General features: G+C 74.4%; 12 protein-coding genes. 4 read left to right on the plus strand and 8 right to left on the minus strand.

The features are described from left to right. Positions 1–10: 10 nt before the first annotated feature. Both ACFZP7_RS10240 and ACFZP7_RS10245 read left to right on the plus strand, forming a co-directional pair. Positions 11–814, plus strand: a complete 804-nt coding sequence (locus tag ACFZP7_RS10240) for a carboxylesterase (RefSeq protein ID WP_031016952.1) — start codon at positions 11–13, stop codon at positions 812–814. Next, complete coding sequence (locus ACFZP7_RS10245; RefSeq protein ID WP_031016951.1) at positions 807–1,505, plus strand: hypothetical protein; 699 nt, start codon at positions 807–809, stop codon at positions 1,503–1,505. Before ACFZP7_RS10240 ends, ACFZP7_RS10245 begins: the two co-directional genes overlap by 8 nt. Before the next feature lie 99 nt (positions 1,506–1,604). On the opposite strand, the gene ACFZP7_RS10250 is transcribed toward ACFZP7_RS10245, so the two are convergent. The 6 genes from ACFZP7_RS10250 to ACFZP7_RS10275 all read right to left on the minus strand — a co-directional run bounded on the left by ACFZP7_RS10250 (position 1,605) and on the right by ACFZP7_RS10275 (position 6,870). Then, on the minus strand, positions 1,605–2,360 hold the full coding sequence (locus ACFZP7_RS10250; protein ID WP_385634267.1) for an endonuclease/exonuclease/phosphatase family protein: 756 nt from the start codon (positions 2,358–2,360) through the stop codon (positions 1,605–1,607). Positions 2,361–2,509: 149 nt separating this feature from the next. After that, positions 2,510–3,463, minus strand: a complete 954-nt coding sequence (locus ACFZP7_RS10255; protein ID WP_019327958.1) for an ROK family glucokinase — start codon at positions 3,461–3,463, stop codon at positions 2,510–2,512. A gap of 54 nt (positions 3,464–3,517) precedes the next feature. After that, a complete protein-coding gene (locus tag ACFZP7_RS10260) occupies positions 3,518–4,057 on the minus strand; it encodes a DUF5304 domain-containing protein (RefSeq protein WP_019327957.1) in 540 nt (179 codons plus the stop codon). A 57-nt stretch (positions 4,058–4,114) separates the two neighbouring features. Then, on the minus strand, positions 4,115–5,290 hold the full coding sequence (locus tag ACFZP7_RS10265) for an ArsA family ATPase (protein WP_385634268.1): 1,176 nt from the start codon (positions 5,288–5,290) through the stop codon (positions 4,115–4,117). A gap of 209 nt (positions 5,291–5,499) precedes the next feature. Beyond that, positions 5,500–5,934, minus strand: a complete 435-nt coding sequence (locus ACFZP7_RS10270; RefSeq protein WP_030971910.1) for an SRPBCC family protein — start codon at positions 5,932–5,934, stop codon at positions 5,500–5,502. Between the two features lie 138 nt (positions 5,935–6,072). Further along, complete coding sequence (locus ACFZP7_RS10275; protein WP_078911908.1) at positions 6,073–6,870, minus strand: metallophosphoesterase; 798 nt, start codon at positions 6,868–6,870, stop codon at positions 6,073–6,075. 310 nt (positions 6,871–7,180) lie between these two features. Between ACFZP7_RS10275 and ACFZP7_RS10280 the strand changes: the two genes are divergently transcribed. After that, the gene (locus ACFZP7_RS10280; protein WP_385634269.1) at positions 7,181–8,977 is read left to right on the plus strand and encodes an AMP-dependent synthetase/ligase; all 1,797 of its coding nucleotides are present in this window, start codon (positions 7,181–7,183) and stop codon (positions 8,975–8,977) included. A 121-nt stretch (positions 8,978–9,098) separates the two neighbouring features. Here the strand turns inward: ACFZP7_RS10280 and ACFZP7_RS10285 are convergent, their stop codons facing one another. Then, positions 9,099–10,241 (minus strand): glycosyltransferase family 4 protein, encoded by a 1,143-nt coding sequence (locus ACFZP7_RS10285; RefSeq protein WP_137960871.1) that lies wholly within the window; start codon positions 10,239–10,241, stop codon positions 9,099–9,101. Positions 10,242–10,365: 124 nt separating this feature from the next. Between ACFZP7_RS10285 and ACFZP7_RS10290 the strand changes: the two genes are divergently transcribed. Next, complete coding sequence (locus tag ACFZP7_RS10290; protein ID WP_385634270.1) at positions 10,366–11,607, plus strand: glycosyltransferase 87 family protein; 1,242 nt, start codon at positions 10,366–10,368, stop codon at positions 11,605–11,607. Here ACFZP7_RS10290 and ACFZP7_RS10295 read toward each other — a convergent pair. Continuing rightward, positions 11,564–12,757: a hypothetical protein gene (locus tag ACFZP7_RS10295; RefSeq protein ID WP_385634271.1), complete on the minus strand. Its 1,194-nt coding sequence runs from the start codon at positions 12,755–12,757 to the stop codon at positions 11,564–11,566. The genes ACFZP7_RS10290 and ACFZP7_RS10295 overlap by 44 nt on opposite strands. Positions 12,758–12,893 lie beyond the last annotated feature (136 nt).

Consider the following 12,893-nt stretch of genomic DNA (forward strand, 5'->3'; position numbering starts at 1 on the left):
AGACCGAGACGTGCCGGTCCTGCCCGGAGCCGAGCCGTTCCGCCATGAGGGCGGGGAGGTCGGCGTCCTCCTCTGTCACGGCTTCACCGGTTCCCCGCAGTCCCTGCGCCCCTGGGCCCGCCACCTCGCCGAGCGGGGTCTGACCGTCGCGCTGCCGCTGCTGCCCGGGCACGGCACCCGCTGGCAGGACATGCAGGTCACCGGTTGGCAGGACTGGTACGCGGAGGTGGACCGCGAGCTGCGCGCCCTGCGGGAGCGCTGTGCGCGCGTCTTCGTGGCCGGTCTCTCCATGGGCGGCGCGCTGGCGCTGCGGCTGGCCGCCAAGCACGGGGACGCGGTCGCGGGCGTCATGGTCGTCAACCCGGCGAACCGGATGCACGGCGTGGCCCAGCACGCCCTCCCGGTCCTGCGTCATCTGGTGCCCGCGACGAAGGGCATCGCCAGCGACATCGCCAAGCCGCTCAGCACCGAGCTGGGGTACGACAGGGTTCCGCTGCACGCGGCGCACTCGCTGCGCGCGTTCTTCCGGCTGGCCGACCGCGATCTGCCGCAGGTGACGCAGCCGCTGCTGCTGATGCGCAGCCCGCAGGACCACGTGGTGCCGCCGGCCGACTCGGCCCGCATCCTCGGCCGCGTCTCGTCGACGGACGTGACGGAGGTCCTGCTGGAACAGAGCTACCACGTGGCGACGTTGGACCACGACGCGGACCGGGTCTTCGCCGAGAGCGTCGCGTTCATCGGCCGGCTCGCGCCCGGTTCCGTCGGGGAGCCGGAGCCCGGTCTCGGCAAGGAAGGGACGACCACAGGTGGCTGAGCACGACTCCGACCGCGCGGACCGTGAGGAGCGCGGCGGGCCCGAGGACCGGGAACCGGAGCGGACGGCGGAGCACCGGGAGGGGCGGGAGCACCCGGCCGACCGCGGTTCCGGCGGCCCCGGGGACCCGGTCGTGCCGCTGGACGAGGACGCGGCCTGGGCGGCGATCGTCGCCGGGTACGGGGACGAGCCGCCGGACCCGCCGGGCGCGAAGCCGTTCAAATCGGTGGAGGATCTGGCGCTGCTGGAGGCCGAGACCAACGACGACCGGCCCGAGGGCGACAGGTCCGGGGCCGACCGGCCCGAGGGCGACCGGCCCACGCCGGACCAGCCCGCCTCGGCCCGTCCGCTGGGCAGCTCCGTCGCCTTCGCCCCCGGGGTGGCGGGCCCCCGCGACCACAGCCTGGCCGAGCCCTCGGAGGACGACCTCGGCGAGGACGACGAGGGCCACTTCGTACCGCCGGAGCCGCCGCCGCTGCCCGAGGGCGACACCACCGCGAAGTTCGCCTGGCTGGGCGTGCTCGGCGGGCCGGTGCTGATCCTGCTGGCGGTGGTGCTCGGCTGGGACATGACCTGGTGGCTGACGACGTTGGGCATCGGCGGTTTCCTCGGCGGCTTCGCGACGCTGGTCATGCGGATGCGCCCGGGGGACGAGGACGACGACGATCCCGGGCGGGGCGCGGTGGTCTAGGGCCGGCCCGGCGGGACGGGCCGCGCGGTGCGAGGCGGGGCCCGCGGCGCGGGTGCGCGGAGCCCGGGGGCGCGGGCCCCCAGGGCGCGGGCGCGCGGATCAGTCCTCGGTCGCGGCGGGCACCCGGAGGGCGCTCAGGACCGGCAGGTGGTCCGTGGCCGCCCTCAGGTCGTGCTCGGCGACCCCGGGGAGCCCCAGCGGCACTCCGCACCCCAGCACCTCGACGCCCTCCGTGACGAAGACCGCGTCGATGCGCCGGTCGGGATCGGTGGCGGGGAAGGTGTACTCGCCGCCCCGGGGCGCGGCCGTCCAGCAGTCCCGCAGCCCGTCGCCGAGCCGCCGGAAGGTGCGGCCGCCCGGGCGCTCGTTCAGGTCGCCGCCCGCCACGGCGTGGGTCACGCCCAGGCCGGCCAGGTGGTCGAGGAGCAGGCCGGCCTGCTCATGGCGCTCCTCGGCGTCGAGGGACAGGTGGCAGCTCAGGACGCCGAGCCGGGCCCCGCCGATCCGGACGACGGCGGTGGCGAGGCCGCGCCGGTGCCGGCCGGGGGTGAGCGGGAGCAGCACGTCCTCGGTGCGCTCGACGGTGGCCCGCAGGGAGCACAGCAGCGCGGGGCCGGCGGCGGTGCCGCCGCCGGAGAGGATCACGAGGTCCGCGGCGCGGGCCAGGCGGGCGAGCTTCTTGCGCCAGCGGAAGAAGCGGGGGGCCTCCTGGAGGAGGACGAGGTCGGGCTCGCAGGCGGCGATGACGCGGGCGAGGGCGGCGGTGTCGTCGCGCATCGAGCGGATGTTGTAGCTGAGGACCCGGATGACGGCGGAACCGTCGGGTTCGGTGCGGGAGTTGGGGAGCGGCTCCATGTGGATCAATGTACGCCCAGGGGGGCGCCGGGAGCGGGGGCGACCGCCGGTGGGGCGTGGCTCGTCGCGCGCGCGGGGCGGAGCCCCGAACGGACTCCGCCCCGCGCGCCTGCCAGGTCGGCACACGCCCCGGCACCGGGGCGTGGTCGTCACATGATCGGGTCGGGCTCCCGGGCCAGGTCGGCGGCGCCGACCAGGCCGGCCTTGTTGCCGAGCCGGGCGGCGATCACGTCGGCGACCGGGCGCCAGTTGCCGCCGACCAGCCACCGCTTGTAGGACTTGCGGATCGGGTCGAGGACCAGGTCGCCCTCGTCGGAGAGGCCGCCGCCGACGATGAAGGCGGACGGGTCGAAGAGCGAGGCCAGGTCGGCGAGTCCGGCGCCGGCCCAGCGGGCCAGCTCGCGGTAGGAGTCGACGGCGACCGGGCAGCCCTGGCGGGCGGCGACGGAGATGTGCTTGCCCTCGATGCCGTCCGGGGTGCCGTCGCCGAGCGCCAGCAGCACCTCGGCGCGCTCCGGGGTGGCGTTGGCGCGCTGCTTGGCGTACCGCACCAGCGCCCGGCCCGACGCGTACTGCTCCCAGCAGCCCTGCGAGCCGCAGCCGCACAGCAGGCCGTCCGGCACCATGCGGATGTGGCCGAACTCGGCGGCCACGCCGAAGTGGCCGCGGCGCAGCTTGTTGCCGATGATGATGCCGCCGCCGAGGCCGGTGCCGAGGGTGATGCAGATGACGTTGCGGTGGCCCTTGCCGCCGCCGAACTTGTACTCGCCCCAGGCCGCGGCGTTGGCGTCGTTCTCCACGACGACCGGGAGGCCGACGCGGGCCTCGACCTTCTCCTTCAGCGGCTCCTGGCGCCAGTCGATGTTGGGCGCGAAGTAGACCGTGGAGCGCTGGCGGTTGACGTATCCGGCGGCACCGATGCCCACGCCGACGATCTCGTGCCCCACGCGCGCGCCCTCCACCGCCGAGGCGATGGCGTCCACGATGGCCTCGGGCGTGGTGGGGGTCGGCACCTTGTGGGTCGAGAGGATGTTGCCTTCCTCGTCGACCACGCCGGCCGCGATCTTCGTGCCGCCGATGTCGACGCCGATGGTGAGTCCCATGAATCCCTCAGTTCGGTCGAGCCCCGCTATGGCCAACCGTACCCGAGGCAGGGCTCAGTCCAGGTCGATGCGCTGTCCCGGGCCGGTGCCCCCGTCGCCGTCGTCCTTGCCGTCGTCGCCTCGTCCGTCCAGGTCGCGGGGGTCGCGCGGGTCCGTGGAGGCGGTGTCGTCCCCGGCGGTCCAGCGGCGCTCCTGGTTCTGGACGGCGGAGCGGTAGGCGGCGAGGAGTTCACCGCCGGCGGCCGCGAGGTGGTCGAAGACGTCCGGGTTGCGCTCGATGACGGGTTCGACGGCGGCCTTCGCCTGCTGGACGACCTGCCGGACCACCTGCTGGGCGGCGGGGCCGGCGATCTGGCCGAGCAGCGGCGACTGGAGGCCGGACAGCTTGTCCGCGACGGTGTCGACGAGCCTGCGCAGCTCCTCGGCGGCCGAACCGGGCGGCGGGCCGTACTCGGCGCGGCGGCGGGCCTTCTCCGCCTCCAGGTCCTCGGCGCACGCCGTCGCCCAGGCGTCGGCGTCGGTGGCCCGCACCTCGTCGACCGCGTCGCCCTCGTCGGGGCGGGCGGCCTCGGACGGGGGGAGGTCTTCGCTCATGACGGACTCCTGACTACGGTTCGTCCTTACGACGTTACCCGAACGGACGCGGCGGGATCAGCGTCCCCGCGGCCACAGCCGAGGGTCCGGCGCGAACCGGACGGCGAGGGTGCCCTCCCGCAGCGCGGCGCCGTCGACGGTGCAGCGGCGCAGCGCGGACGGCAGCGGGACGATCCGGCGGAACGGCCCGGCGGTGACGACCAGTTCGTCGCCGCGACGGACCAGATCCAGGTCCTCGCGCACGGCGCCGGGCAGCGGGAGGTGCCAGACGAGGACGCCGTCGTCGGCCAGCCGGTCGGTGACGGGCCATTCGACGGGGGCGGCCTGCGGGGTGACGCCGGGAGCGTCGAGTTCGGCGAGGTCGTCGGTGCCGCGCGGGTCGTGTCCGAGGTGGGCGACGGTGCGGACGTCGTACGTTCCCTGCCACTCCGCCAGTGCCTTGCGCTGCTGGGCGAGGGGGGCGGCGAGCCAGCTGTCGGCCGGGACCTCCTCCTCGGGCAGGACCCGGTTGGCGACCAGCAGGTCGGTGCGCAGGCCGCGCAGGGCGAGACCGAGCGCGGCGGCGCGGACGGCGTCGGCGCCGGCCGGGCCGGGCTCGGCGACCAGCCGGACGACGGTGCTCCGGTCGGCGACGACGGCCTCGGCGGCGGCGAGTTCCAGGTCCCAGCGGGCGACGCTCTCGTAGAGCGCCTCGGCGGGCATGGGGACGCCGGCCAGCCGGCCGAGGACGGGGCGCAGGGCGCGGGCCGCCTGGCGCTCGGCCGGAAGCAGCCGGCGCAGGTAGCGGCGGAGTTCCTCGGGCAGGGCGAGCAGGGCGAGGGCGCGGGGCGCGGGCGGGAGGTCGACGACGAGGAGGTCGTGCTCCTCGGCCAGGGCGGCGTCGCGCAGGGCGCGCAGCAGGGCGAGTTCGTCGGCGCCGGGCAGCGGGGTCAGTTCCTCGGGGTCGAGGCGGGAGGCGCCGAGCAGGTCGAGGGCGGAGGCGGCGCGGTCCTGGAGGGCGGCGAGGCCGTCGCGGAACCCCTGGGCGGGGTCGGGGCGGAGGGCGGTGAGGCCGGGTTCGACGGTGACCGGTTGCGGACCGGTGCGCACCCCGAGCGCGGCGCCGAGGGTGTCGTCGCGGTCGGCGCCGAGGAGGAGGGTGCGGGTGCCCCGGCGGGCGGCGGCGAGCGCGGTGGCGGCGGCGACGGTGGTACGGCCACTGCCGCCGGGGCCGGTGATCAGGATGGTGCGCATGGGGGTGAACGGTACCTGGGGGCTCCGCCGGTCGGGCTCGTCGACCGGCGTGGGGGCGCGGCCGAGTGGGTGCCGGCCCGGCGTGGCGGGGTGCCTCCCCCACTCTCTCGGCTCCGCTCAAGCGGGAGGTGCCCCCACCGCCCACCCGTGCCGCCCCGGGGGTACCTCCCGGGCCGTTCAGGCACTGGGGGAGGCACGGGTGCCCGCGGCTAGGCGGACTCCACGCGCTTCTTCAGGCCCGCCAGCGCCCGGTCGATGATGACCTTCTCGGCCTTGCGCTTGATCATGCCGAGCATCGGGATCTTGACGTCGACCGTGAGCCGGTAGGTGACCTCCGTGCCCGTGCCGACGGGCTTGAGCAGGTAGGAGCCGTCGAGGGAGCGCAGCATCTGGGACTTGACCAGGGTCCAGGAGACCTCGTGGTCACCGGTCCAGGTGTAGGCGAGGGTCTGGTCGTCCTTGATCGCCCCGGCGTCCATGACCAGCCGGACCTGCTCGGCGCGTCCCTGCGCGTCGGAGGCGAGCACCTCGGCCTCCTTCACCTCGCCGGTCCAGTCCGGGTAGCGGGCGAAGTCGGCGATCACCGACATGACGTCGGCCGGTGCCGCCTCGATGGTGATGCTCGAGCTGGTGTGTTCCGCCATCGCCGTGGCTCCTGTCGGATGCGGGCCGGTACTGAGGGTCGTCGTGCGCCCGTGGCGCGCACGTGTGCCGCGTGAAGGCTATCGCGCACCGGCGGCGCGACCGTCACCACCTGCCCGCGCACCCCTGGTCACCGAGGCTCACCACTCCAGCGCCCACGGCTTGCCCGTCGACGCGAAGTGCCCCACGTTCACGCACTCGGTGGCCCCGATGCGCATCCGCCGCACCAGCGGCTGGTGCACGTGCCCGAACAGCGCGTACCGGGGCCGGGTGCGGCGGATCGCGTCCAGCAGCGCGCGGCTGCCCCGCTCGAAGCGCCGCGCCACCGTGTCGTAGACCAGTTCCGGCACCTCCGGCGGGATGTGCGTGCACAGCACGTCCACCTCGCCGACGGCCTCGATCTTCGCCGCGTACTCCTCGTCGCCGATCTCGTACGGCGTCCGCATCGGGGTGCGCAGTCCGCCGCCGACGAAGCCGAAGACCCGGCCGCCGATCTCCACCCGCTCCCCGTCGAGCACGGTGGTGCCGGGTCCGGCGTACTCGGACCACAGGGGCGGCATGTCGACGTTGCCGTAGGTGGCGTACGTAGGCGTCGGGAACGCGGCGAACATCTCGGCGTACTGCCGCCGCACCGCTCCCTCGATCAGTTCCGCCCGGTCACCGTCGACGCCCGCCCACAGCCGCGCACCGAGTTCCCGCGCCTCGGCGAAGCGGCGGGCGGTGCGCAGCTCGACGAGGCGGTCGGCGTTCTCGACGCCGAACAGGTCGGGGAAGATGCCGCGCGAGTGGTCGGCGTAGTCGAGGAAGAGGACGAGGTCGCCGAGGCAGATCAGGGCGTCGGCGCCGTCGCCGGCCCTCGCCAGGTCGCGGGCGTTGCCATGGACGTCGCTGATCACGTGGACGCGTGTCCTCGTGTCGCCGGGCGGTGTGGGTGCCATGGCGATCAAGCGTAAGCAGCGCGTGGCTCCGGTGAACAGTGGCGGTCGGACCTGCGGTTACTGGCTGGTCGGTCGATGTGTCGACTACTGTGCGCGAAGGAAACCCCATCCGTGTGACGCAGCGAACATCTCGCGGGGACCCCCTGTCGGAGAAGCCATACCGGCGGGTAACGTCCGGGCAGTCCAGTCGTGCTCTGGATTTCAACATGTGAATTCCGCATGAGTCGTCCGGAGCGCTTGCCCGAGCCTTGGACCGCACCGTCGCATCACACAGTGTCGTGGCGCCGGCGCCCTATGAGGAGCAGCAGTCTTGCGCGAGTTCAGCCTTCCGGCTTTGTACGAGGTCCCTGCGGACGGAAATCTGACCGACATCGTCCGCAGAAACGCCGCGCAGCACCCGGACGTCGCCGTCATCGCCCGCAAGGTGGGCGGCGTCTGGCAGGACGTGAACGCCCGCGACTTCCTCGCCGAGGTGCAGTCCGCCGCCAAGGGCCTCATCGCCTCCGGGGTCCAGCCCGGCGACCGGGTCGGCCTGATGTCCCGTACCCGCTACGAATGGACGCTGCTGGACTTCGCGATCTGGAGCGCGGGCGCGATCACCGTGCCGGTGTACGAGACCAGCTCGCCCGAGCAGGTGCAGTGGATCCTCAGCGACTCCGGCGCCACCGCGTGCGTCGTGGAGTCCGCCGGGCACGCCGCCTCCGTCGAGTCGGTGCGCGAGCGGCTGCCCGCCCTCAAGCACGTCTGGCAGATCGACTCCGGTGCCGTGGAGGAGCTGGGGCGCCTCGGCCAGGACGTCACGGACCGGGCCGTCGAGGAGCGCGGTTCGATCGCCAAGGCCGACGACCCGGCGACCATCGTCTACACCTCCGGCACCACCGGCCGCCCCAAGGGCTGCGTGCTGACCCACCGCAGCTTCTTCGCCGAGTGCGGCAACGTCGTGGAGCGGCTGCGTCCGCTCTTCCGCACCGGTGAGTGCTCGGTCCTCCTCTTCCTGCCGCTCGCCCACGTCTTCGGCCGCCTCGTGCAGGTCGCGCCGATGATCGCGCCGATCAAACTGGGCTGCGTCCCGGACATCAAGAACCTCACCGACGAGCTGGCCGCCTTCCGGCCGACGCTGATCCTCGGCGTGCCGCGCGTCTTCGAGAAGGTCTACAACTCGGCGCGGGCCAAGGCGCAGGCGGACGGCAAGGGCAAGATCTTCGACAAGGCCGCGGACACGGCGATCGCGTACAGCAAGGCGCTGGACACGTCGTCCGGGCCGTCCTTCGGCCTGAGGCTCAAGCACAAGGTCTTCGACAAGCTCGTCTACAGCAAGCTCCGCACGGTCCTCGGCGGGCGCGGCGAGTACGCCATCTCCGGCGGCGCCCCGCTCGGCGAGCGGCTCGGCCACTTCTTCCGGGGCATCGGCTTCACGGTGCTGGAGGGCTACGGCCTGACCGAGTCCTGCGCGGCCACCGCCTTCAACCCCTGGGACCGGCAGAAGATCGGCACGGTCGGTCAGCCGCTGCCCGGGTCCGTGGTGCGCATCGCGGACGACGGGGAGGTGCTGCTGCACGGCGAGCACCTGTTCAAGGAGTACTGGAACAACCCGGGCGCGACGGCCGAGGCGCTGGCCGACGGCTGGTTCCACACCGGCGACATCGGCACCCTGGACGAGGACGGCTATCTGCGGATCACCGGCCGCAAGAAGGAGATCATCGTCACCGCGGGCGGCAAGAACGTCGCCCCGGCCGTCATAGAGGACCGTATCCGCGCGCACGCGCTGGTCGCGGAGTGCATGGTGGTCGGCGACGGGCGGCCGTTCGTGGGCGCGCTGGTCACCATCGACGAGGAGTTCCTCGGACGCTGGTGCGCGGACCACGGGAAGCCGGCCGGCTCGACCGCGGTGTCGCTGCGGGAGGACCCGGACCTGCTCGCGGCGATCCAGGACGCGATCGACGACGGGAACGCGGCGGTGTCCAAGGCGGAGTCGGTGCGGAAGTTCCGGGTGCTGTCGGCTCAGTTCACCGAGGAGTCGGGGCATCTGACGCCGTCGCTGAAGCTCAAGCGGAGCGTTGTGGCCAAGGACTACGCGGACGAGATCGAGGCGATCTACGCGAAGTAGGGCGCCTTGTGGGGGTGCCGGGGCGGTTCGTCGGCGAGTGCGGGTTCGTCGTGGCTTGTCGCGCGGTCCCCCGCGCCCCTTCTCGGCCTGCCGTTCACCGGCGTTGCGAGGGCACCCTCCGCTACAGCAGCGCCTTCAGGTGCTCCGCCAGCAGGTCCCAGCGCCACTTCTCCTCCACCCAGGCGCGGCCCCTCTCGCCCATCCTGCGGCGCAGCTCCGGGTCGCCCAGGAGCGTGACGATACGGTCGGCGGCCTGGTCGGGGTCGCCGCCCCGCACCACCCACCCGGTCTCGCCGTCGAGCACGGCGTCCGGGGCGCCGCCCGAGTCGCCCGCGACGACGGGCAGGCCGGTCGCCGAGGCCTCCAGGTAGACGATGCCCAGGCCCTCGACGTCGAGACCGCCCCGGCGGGTGCGGCAGGGCATGGCGAAGACGTCCCCGGCGCCGTAGTGGGCGGGCAGCTCGGACCAGGGGACGGCGCCGGTGAAGCGGACGGAGGCGGCGACGCCGGTCTCCTCGGCGAGCCGGCGCAGGTCCTTCTCGTAGGGACCGCCTCCGACGATCAGCAGGACCGCGTCCGGCTCGGCGGCGAGGATGCGCGGCATCGCCCGGATCAGGGTGTCCTGGCCCTTGCGCGGGACCAGCCGCGAGACGCACACCACGACCGGCCGGTCGGTCAGGCCCAGCCGGGCCCGCACCTCGTCGCCGCCGCTGCCCGGGTGGAAGGTCTTCTCGTCCACGCCCGGGGGCAGCTGGACCATCCGCCCGGCCGCCTCGGGCGTGAGCGCGCCCGCGATCCGGGAGCGCGTGTACTCGCCGAGGTAGGTGATCGTGTCGGTGGACTCCCCGATCCGGCGCAGCAGCTGCCGGGCGGCGGGCAGCTGGGCCCAGCCCGCCTCGTGGCCGTGGGTGGTGGCGACGAGGCGTTCCGCGCCCGCCCTGCGCAGTGCCGGGGCCATCAGGCCGAGGGGCGCCGCCGCGCCGAACCACACCGAGGTGCACCCGTGCTCGCGCAGCAGGCGGACCGCCGTACGGGTCGCGCCCGGCGTCGGCAGCAGCATCGTCGTGCGGTCCCGTACGACGGTGAAGGGCTGCTCCGCGTCGAAGGCGGCGGTGGCCTCGACGCCCTCGCGGCCCCGCTTCCAGGTGGAGGCGTAGACGACGAGCCGCTCGGGGTCCAGCCGCAGCGCCATGTTGTGCAGGAAGGCCTGGATGCCGCCCGGCCGGGGCGGGAAGTCGTTCGTCACGATCAAGGTCTTGCGCACGCCGCCGACCCTACCGAACCCTCCGGACGGCCCGGGGGCCGGCCGCGTCCTGTGGCAGGCGCACAGGTGTCCGGGTCATCATGGCCGCACGGCACGGCACGGCACGCGGACGGGCAGGGAGCACGTGGTGACGACGGACGCGGGGCGGTCACCGGTGTGGCCGCTGACGGCCTGGGCCGCCACGCGGCTGGTGCTGCTGCTGTTCGTGCTGAAGGTGTGGGTCTTCCCGGGCCCGGACGTCACCAGCGACGTGTCCGTCATCTACCGCGACTGGTACGAGATCCTGCGCACCGGAACGTTTCCGCTGGGCGATGTCACCTGGCAGTACCCGCCCGCCGCGGCCTTGGCGATCCTCTCCCCCGCGCTGCTGCCCGTCCTGGAGTACGCGACGGCCTTCTTCGTGCTGGCCTGTCTCGCGGACCTGGCCGTGCTGGCCCTGCTGTGGCGGGCGGGCCGGGGCACCGAGCGCTCGCCGCGCGGGGCGTGGGCGTGGGTGGTGGGCCTCCCGCTGCTCGGTCCGACGGTGTACGCCCGCTACGACGTCATGGTCACCGCCGTCGCGGTGGCCGCGCTGCTGGCCGCGGGGAGGCATCCGCGGGTCGCGGGCGCCCTGGTGGGGCTGGGGGCGCTGCTGAAGGTGTGGCCGGCGCTGCTCCTGGTCGGGATGCGCGCTCGCCCTCCGTGGGTCGCGGCGGCCCTGGGCGCGGCCGGACTGGCGGGGCTGTTCGCCGTGACGATGCCGGGGGCGTTCGCCTTCCTGACGTTCCAGCGGGAGCGGGGCACCGAGGTGGAGTCCCTGGGCGCGCTGGTCTTCCACGTGGCCCGGCACTTCGGCTGGGACGGCCAGGTGCTGCTCAACTACGGCTCGGTCGAGTTCCTGGGCCCCCAGGTGGGCGCGGTGAGCACGGTGGCGCTGGCGCTGACCGCCCTGGCGTTCGGGTGGCTGCTGCTGTGGCGGCTGGCGGCCTCGCGGTTCGCGGCGCACACGGCGGCGGACGCGGCGTTCACGGCGGTGCTGATGTTCACCGTCACCAGCCGGGTGATCAGTCCCCAGTACCTGGTGTGGCTGATCGGTCTGGCGGCGGTCTGCGGGTGCTTCCGGGCGAGCCGGATGCGGGTGCCGGTCGTCCTGGTGCTGGCGGCCGCCCCGGTGACGGTGCTGGAGTTCCCGGTGTACTTCGCCCGGGTCGTCGCGAGCGATCCGGTCGGCGTCGGGCTGCTGTTCGTCCGCAACGGCCTCCTGGTGGCCGCGGCGCTGGTCGCGGCCCGCGCCCTGTGGCGCGGCACGGTGCCGCGCGGGCGGGCCGCCGGGAAGGGCCGGCTCAGCCGAGCTCGGTCCGCAGGTACTCCCGCCATCGCTCCGTGAAGTCGTCCGGCGAGATACCGAGCACCGCGTCCATCGCGTCCTCCACCGCGCCCGCCCGCCGGTCGTGGGCGCCGACCGCGCGGTAGAAGGCGTCCAGCCGGTCCTCGCCCCACTGGTCGGCGATCATCAGACAGGCCAGCCAGCCGCCCTCGTAGGCGCGGGCCAGCCGGTCCGCGTCGGCGGTGAAGCCGAAGTCCTCGTCGGTCGGCAGGTCCCGGGGCACCTCGCCCTCGGACACGGCGCGGGCCAGTCCGGGGGCGGCCTGGCCGGGGGTGCGGCCGCTGCCCCGGTAGCCGACCCAGTCGGCGTAGCCCTCGGACAGCCACAGCGGGGTGGCGGCGTCGGTGTCGGCACGGGTGGCGACGTGGGTGGTCTCGTGGGTGAGGACGACCTGTTTGCCGAGGGTGCCCAGGAGCCCGTACGCGTCGGGGTTGACGATGATCCGGTCGGCGGGGGCGTGCTCCCGGCCGCCGGTCTCGCCGGTGGTGACCGCGGCGATGCCCCGGTAGGAGGAGGCCGGTGAGCCGAGCAGGCCCGCCATCGCCTCCAGCGACTCCGGGACCAGGACGACGACCCGCTCGGCCCAGTCGCCGTCCCAGGCGTCCGACACGGCCGGCACCGCCCGGTCGGCCAGGTCCGCGAAGCCGCGCAGCGCCCCGGTGGACTGGCCGACCCCCAGCACGAGGCTGTGCGTGCCCCTCACGACCCGTACCGTGCCCTGGTCCCACGGCTGACTGCCCGACTTCGCGGCGGGCCGGTCCCACTCGACGGCCCAGCCGCCGTCCGGGCCGTCCCGCTCCAGCCGCACGGTGCGCAGGGTGGTGACGGGGCCCGGGTCGTAGCCGTCGAGCCGGTAGCGCAGTTCGACGTCCGCGGTGGCCGTGTCGCCGGAGCGGTCCACGTCGGTGACGCGGTACGACCACGCGGCGAACGGCACCGCGCCGAGGTTGTCGAAGGAGGCCGCGGTGCCGGTGCGGGCGTAGGCGGAGCGGTCGTGGCCGAGGACGGCGGCGGCCCGCCGGTCCAGCACCTGCTGCACCTCGGTCCGCACCGGGTCGGCGGTGGTCCGGCCGCCGCAGGCCACGAGGGAGACGAGCAGCAGGCACAGCGCCACCACGGAGGAACCCGACACCCGCCTTCGACCAGCCACCTTCCCGATCGTACGGGCGCCGGGCCGAAGGGGTCAGGGGACGAGACGGACGAACGGGCCGCCCCGGCGGCCGTCACCGCTGCTCTCCGGTGCCCTCCGGTGCTCTCCGGGCGCGGCCGGCGTCCGGCCCGGCTAC

The sequence above is a fragment of the Streptomyces sp. SudanB5_2050 genome (assembly GCF_964272335.1).
Taxonomy (GTDB): domain Bacteria; phylum Actinomycetota; class Actinomycetes; order Streptomycetales; family Streptomycetaceae; genus Streptomyces; species Streptomyces rochei.

Bases quoted from the DNA above. Each gene is read 5' to 3' on its own strand.
- ACFZP7_RS10275 (WP_078911908.1), bottom strand. From the start codon at position 6,870: ATGGCACCCACACCGCCCGGCGACACGAGGACACGCGTCCACGTGATC.
- ACFZP7_RS10255 (WP_019327958.1), bottom strand. From the start codon at position 3,463: ATGGGACTCACCATCGGCGTCGACATCGGCGGCACGAAGATCGCGGCC.
- ACFZP7_RS10265 (WP_385634268.1), bottom strand. From the start codon at position 5,290: ATGCGCACCATCCTGATCACCGGCCCCGGCGGCAGTGGCCGTACCACC.
- ACFZP7_RS10260 (WP_019327957.1), bottom strand. From the start codon at position 4,057: ATGAGCGAAGACCTCCCCCCGTCCGAGGCCGCCCGCCCCGACGAGGGC.
- ACFZP7_RS10250 (WP_385634267.1), bottom strand. From the start codon at position 2,360: ATGGAGCCGCTCCCCAACTCCCGCACCGAACCCGACGGTTCCGCCGTC.
- ACFZP7_RS10270 (WP_030971910.1), bottom strand. From the start codon at position 5,934: ATGGCGGAACACACCAGCTCGAGCATCACCATCGAGGCGGCACCGGCC.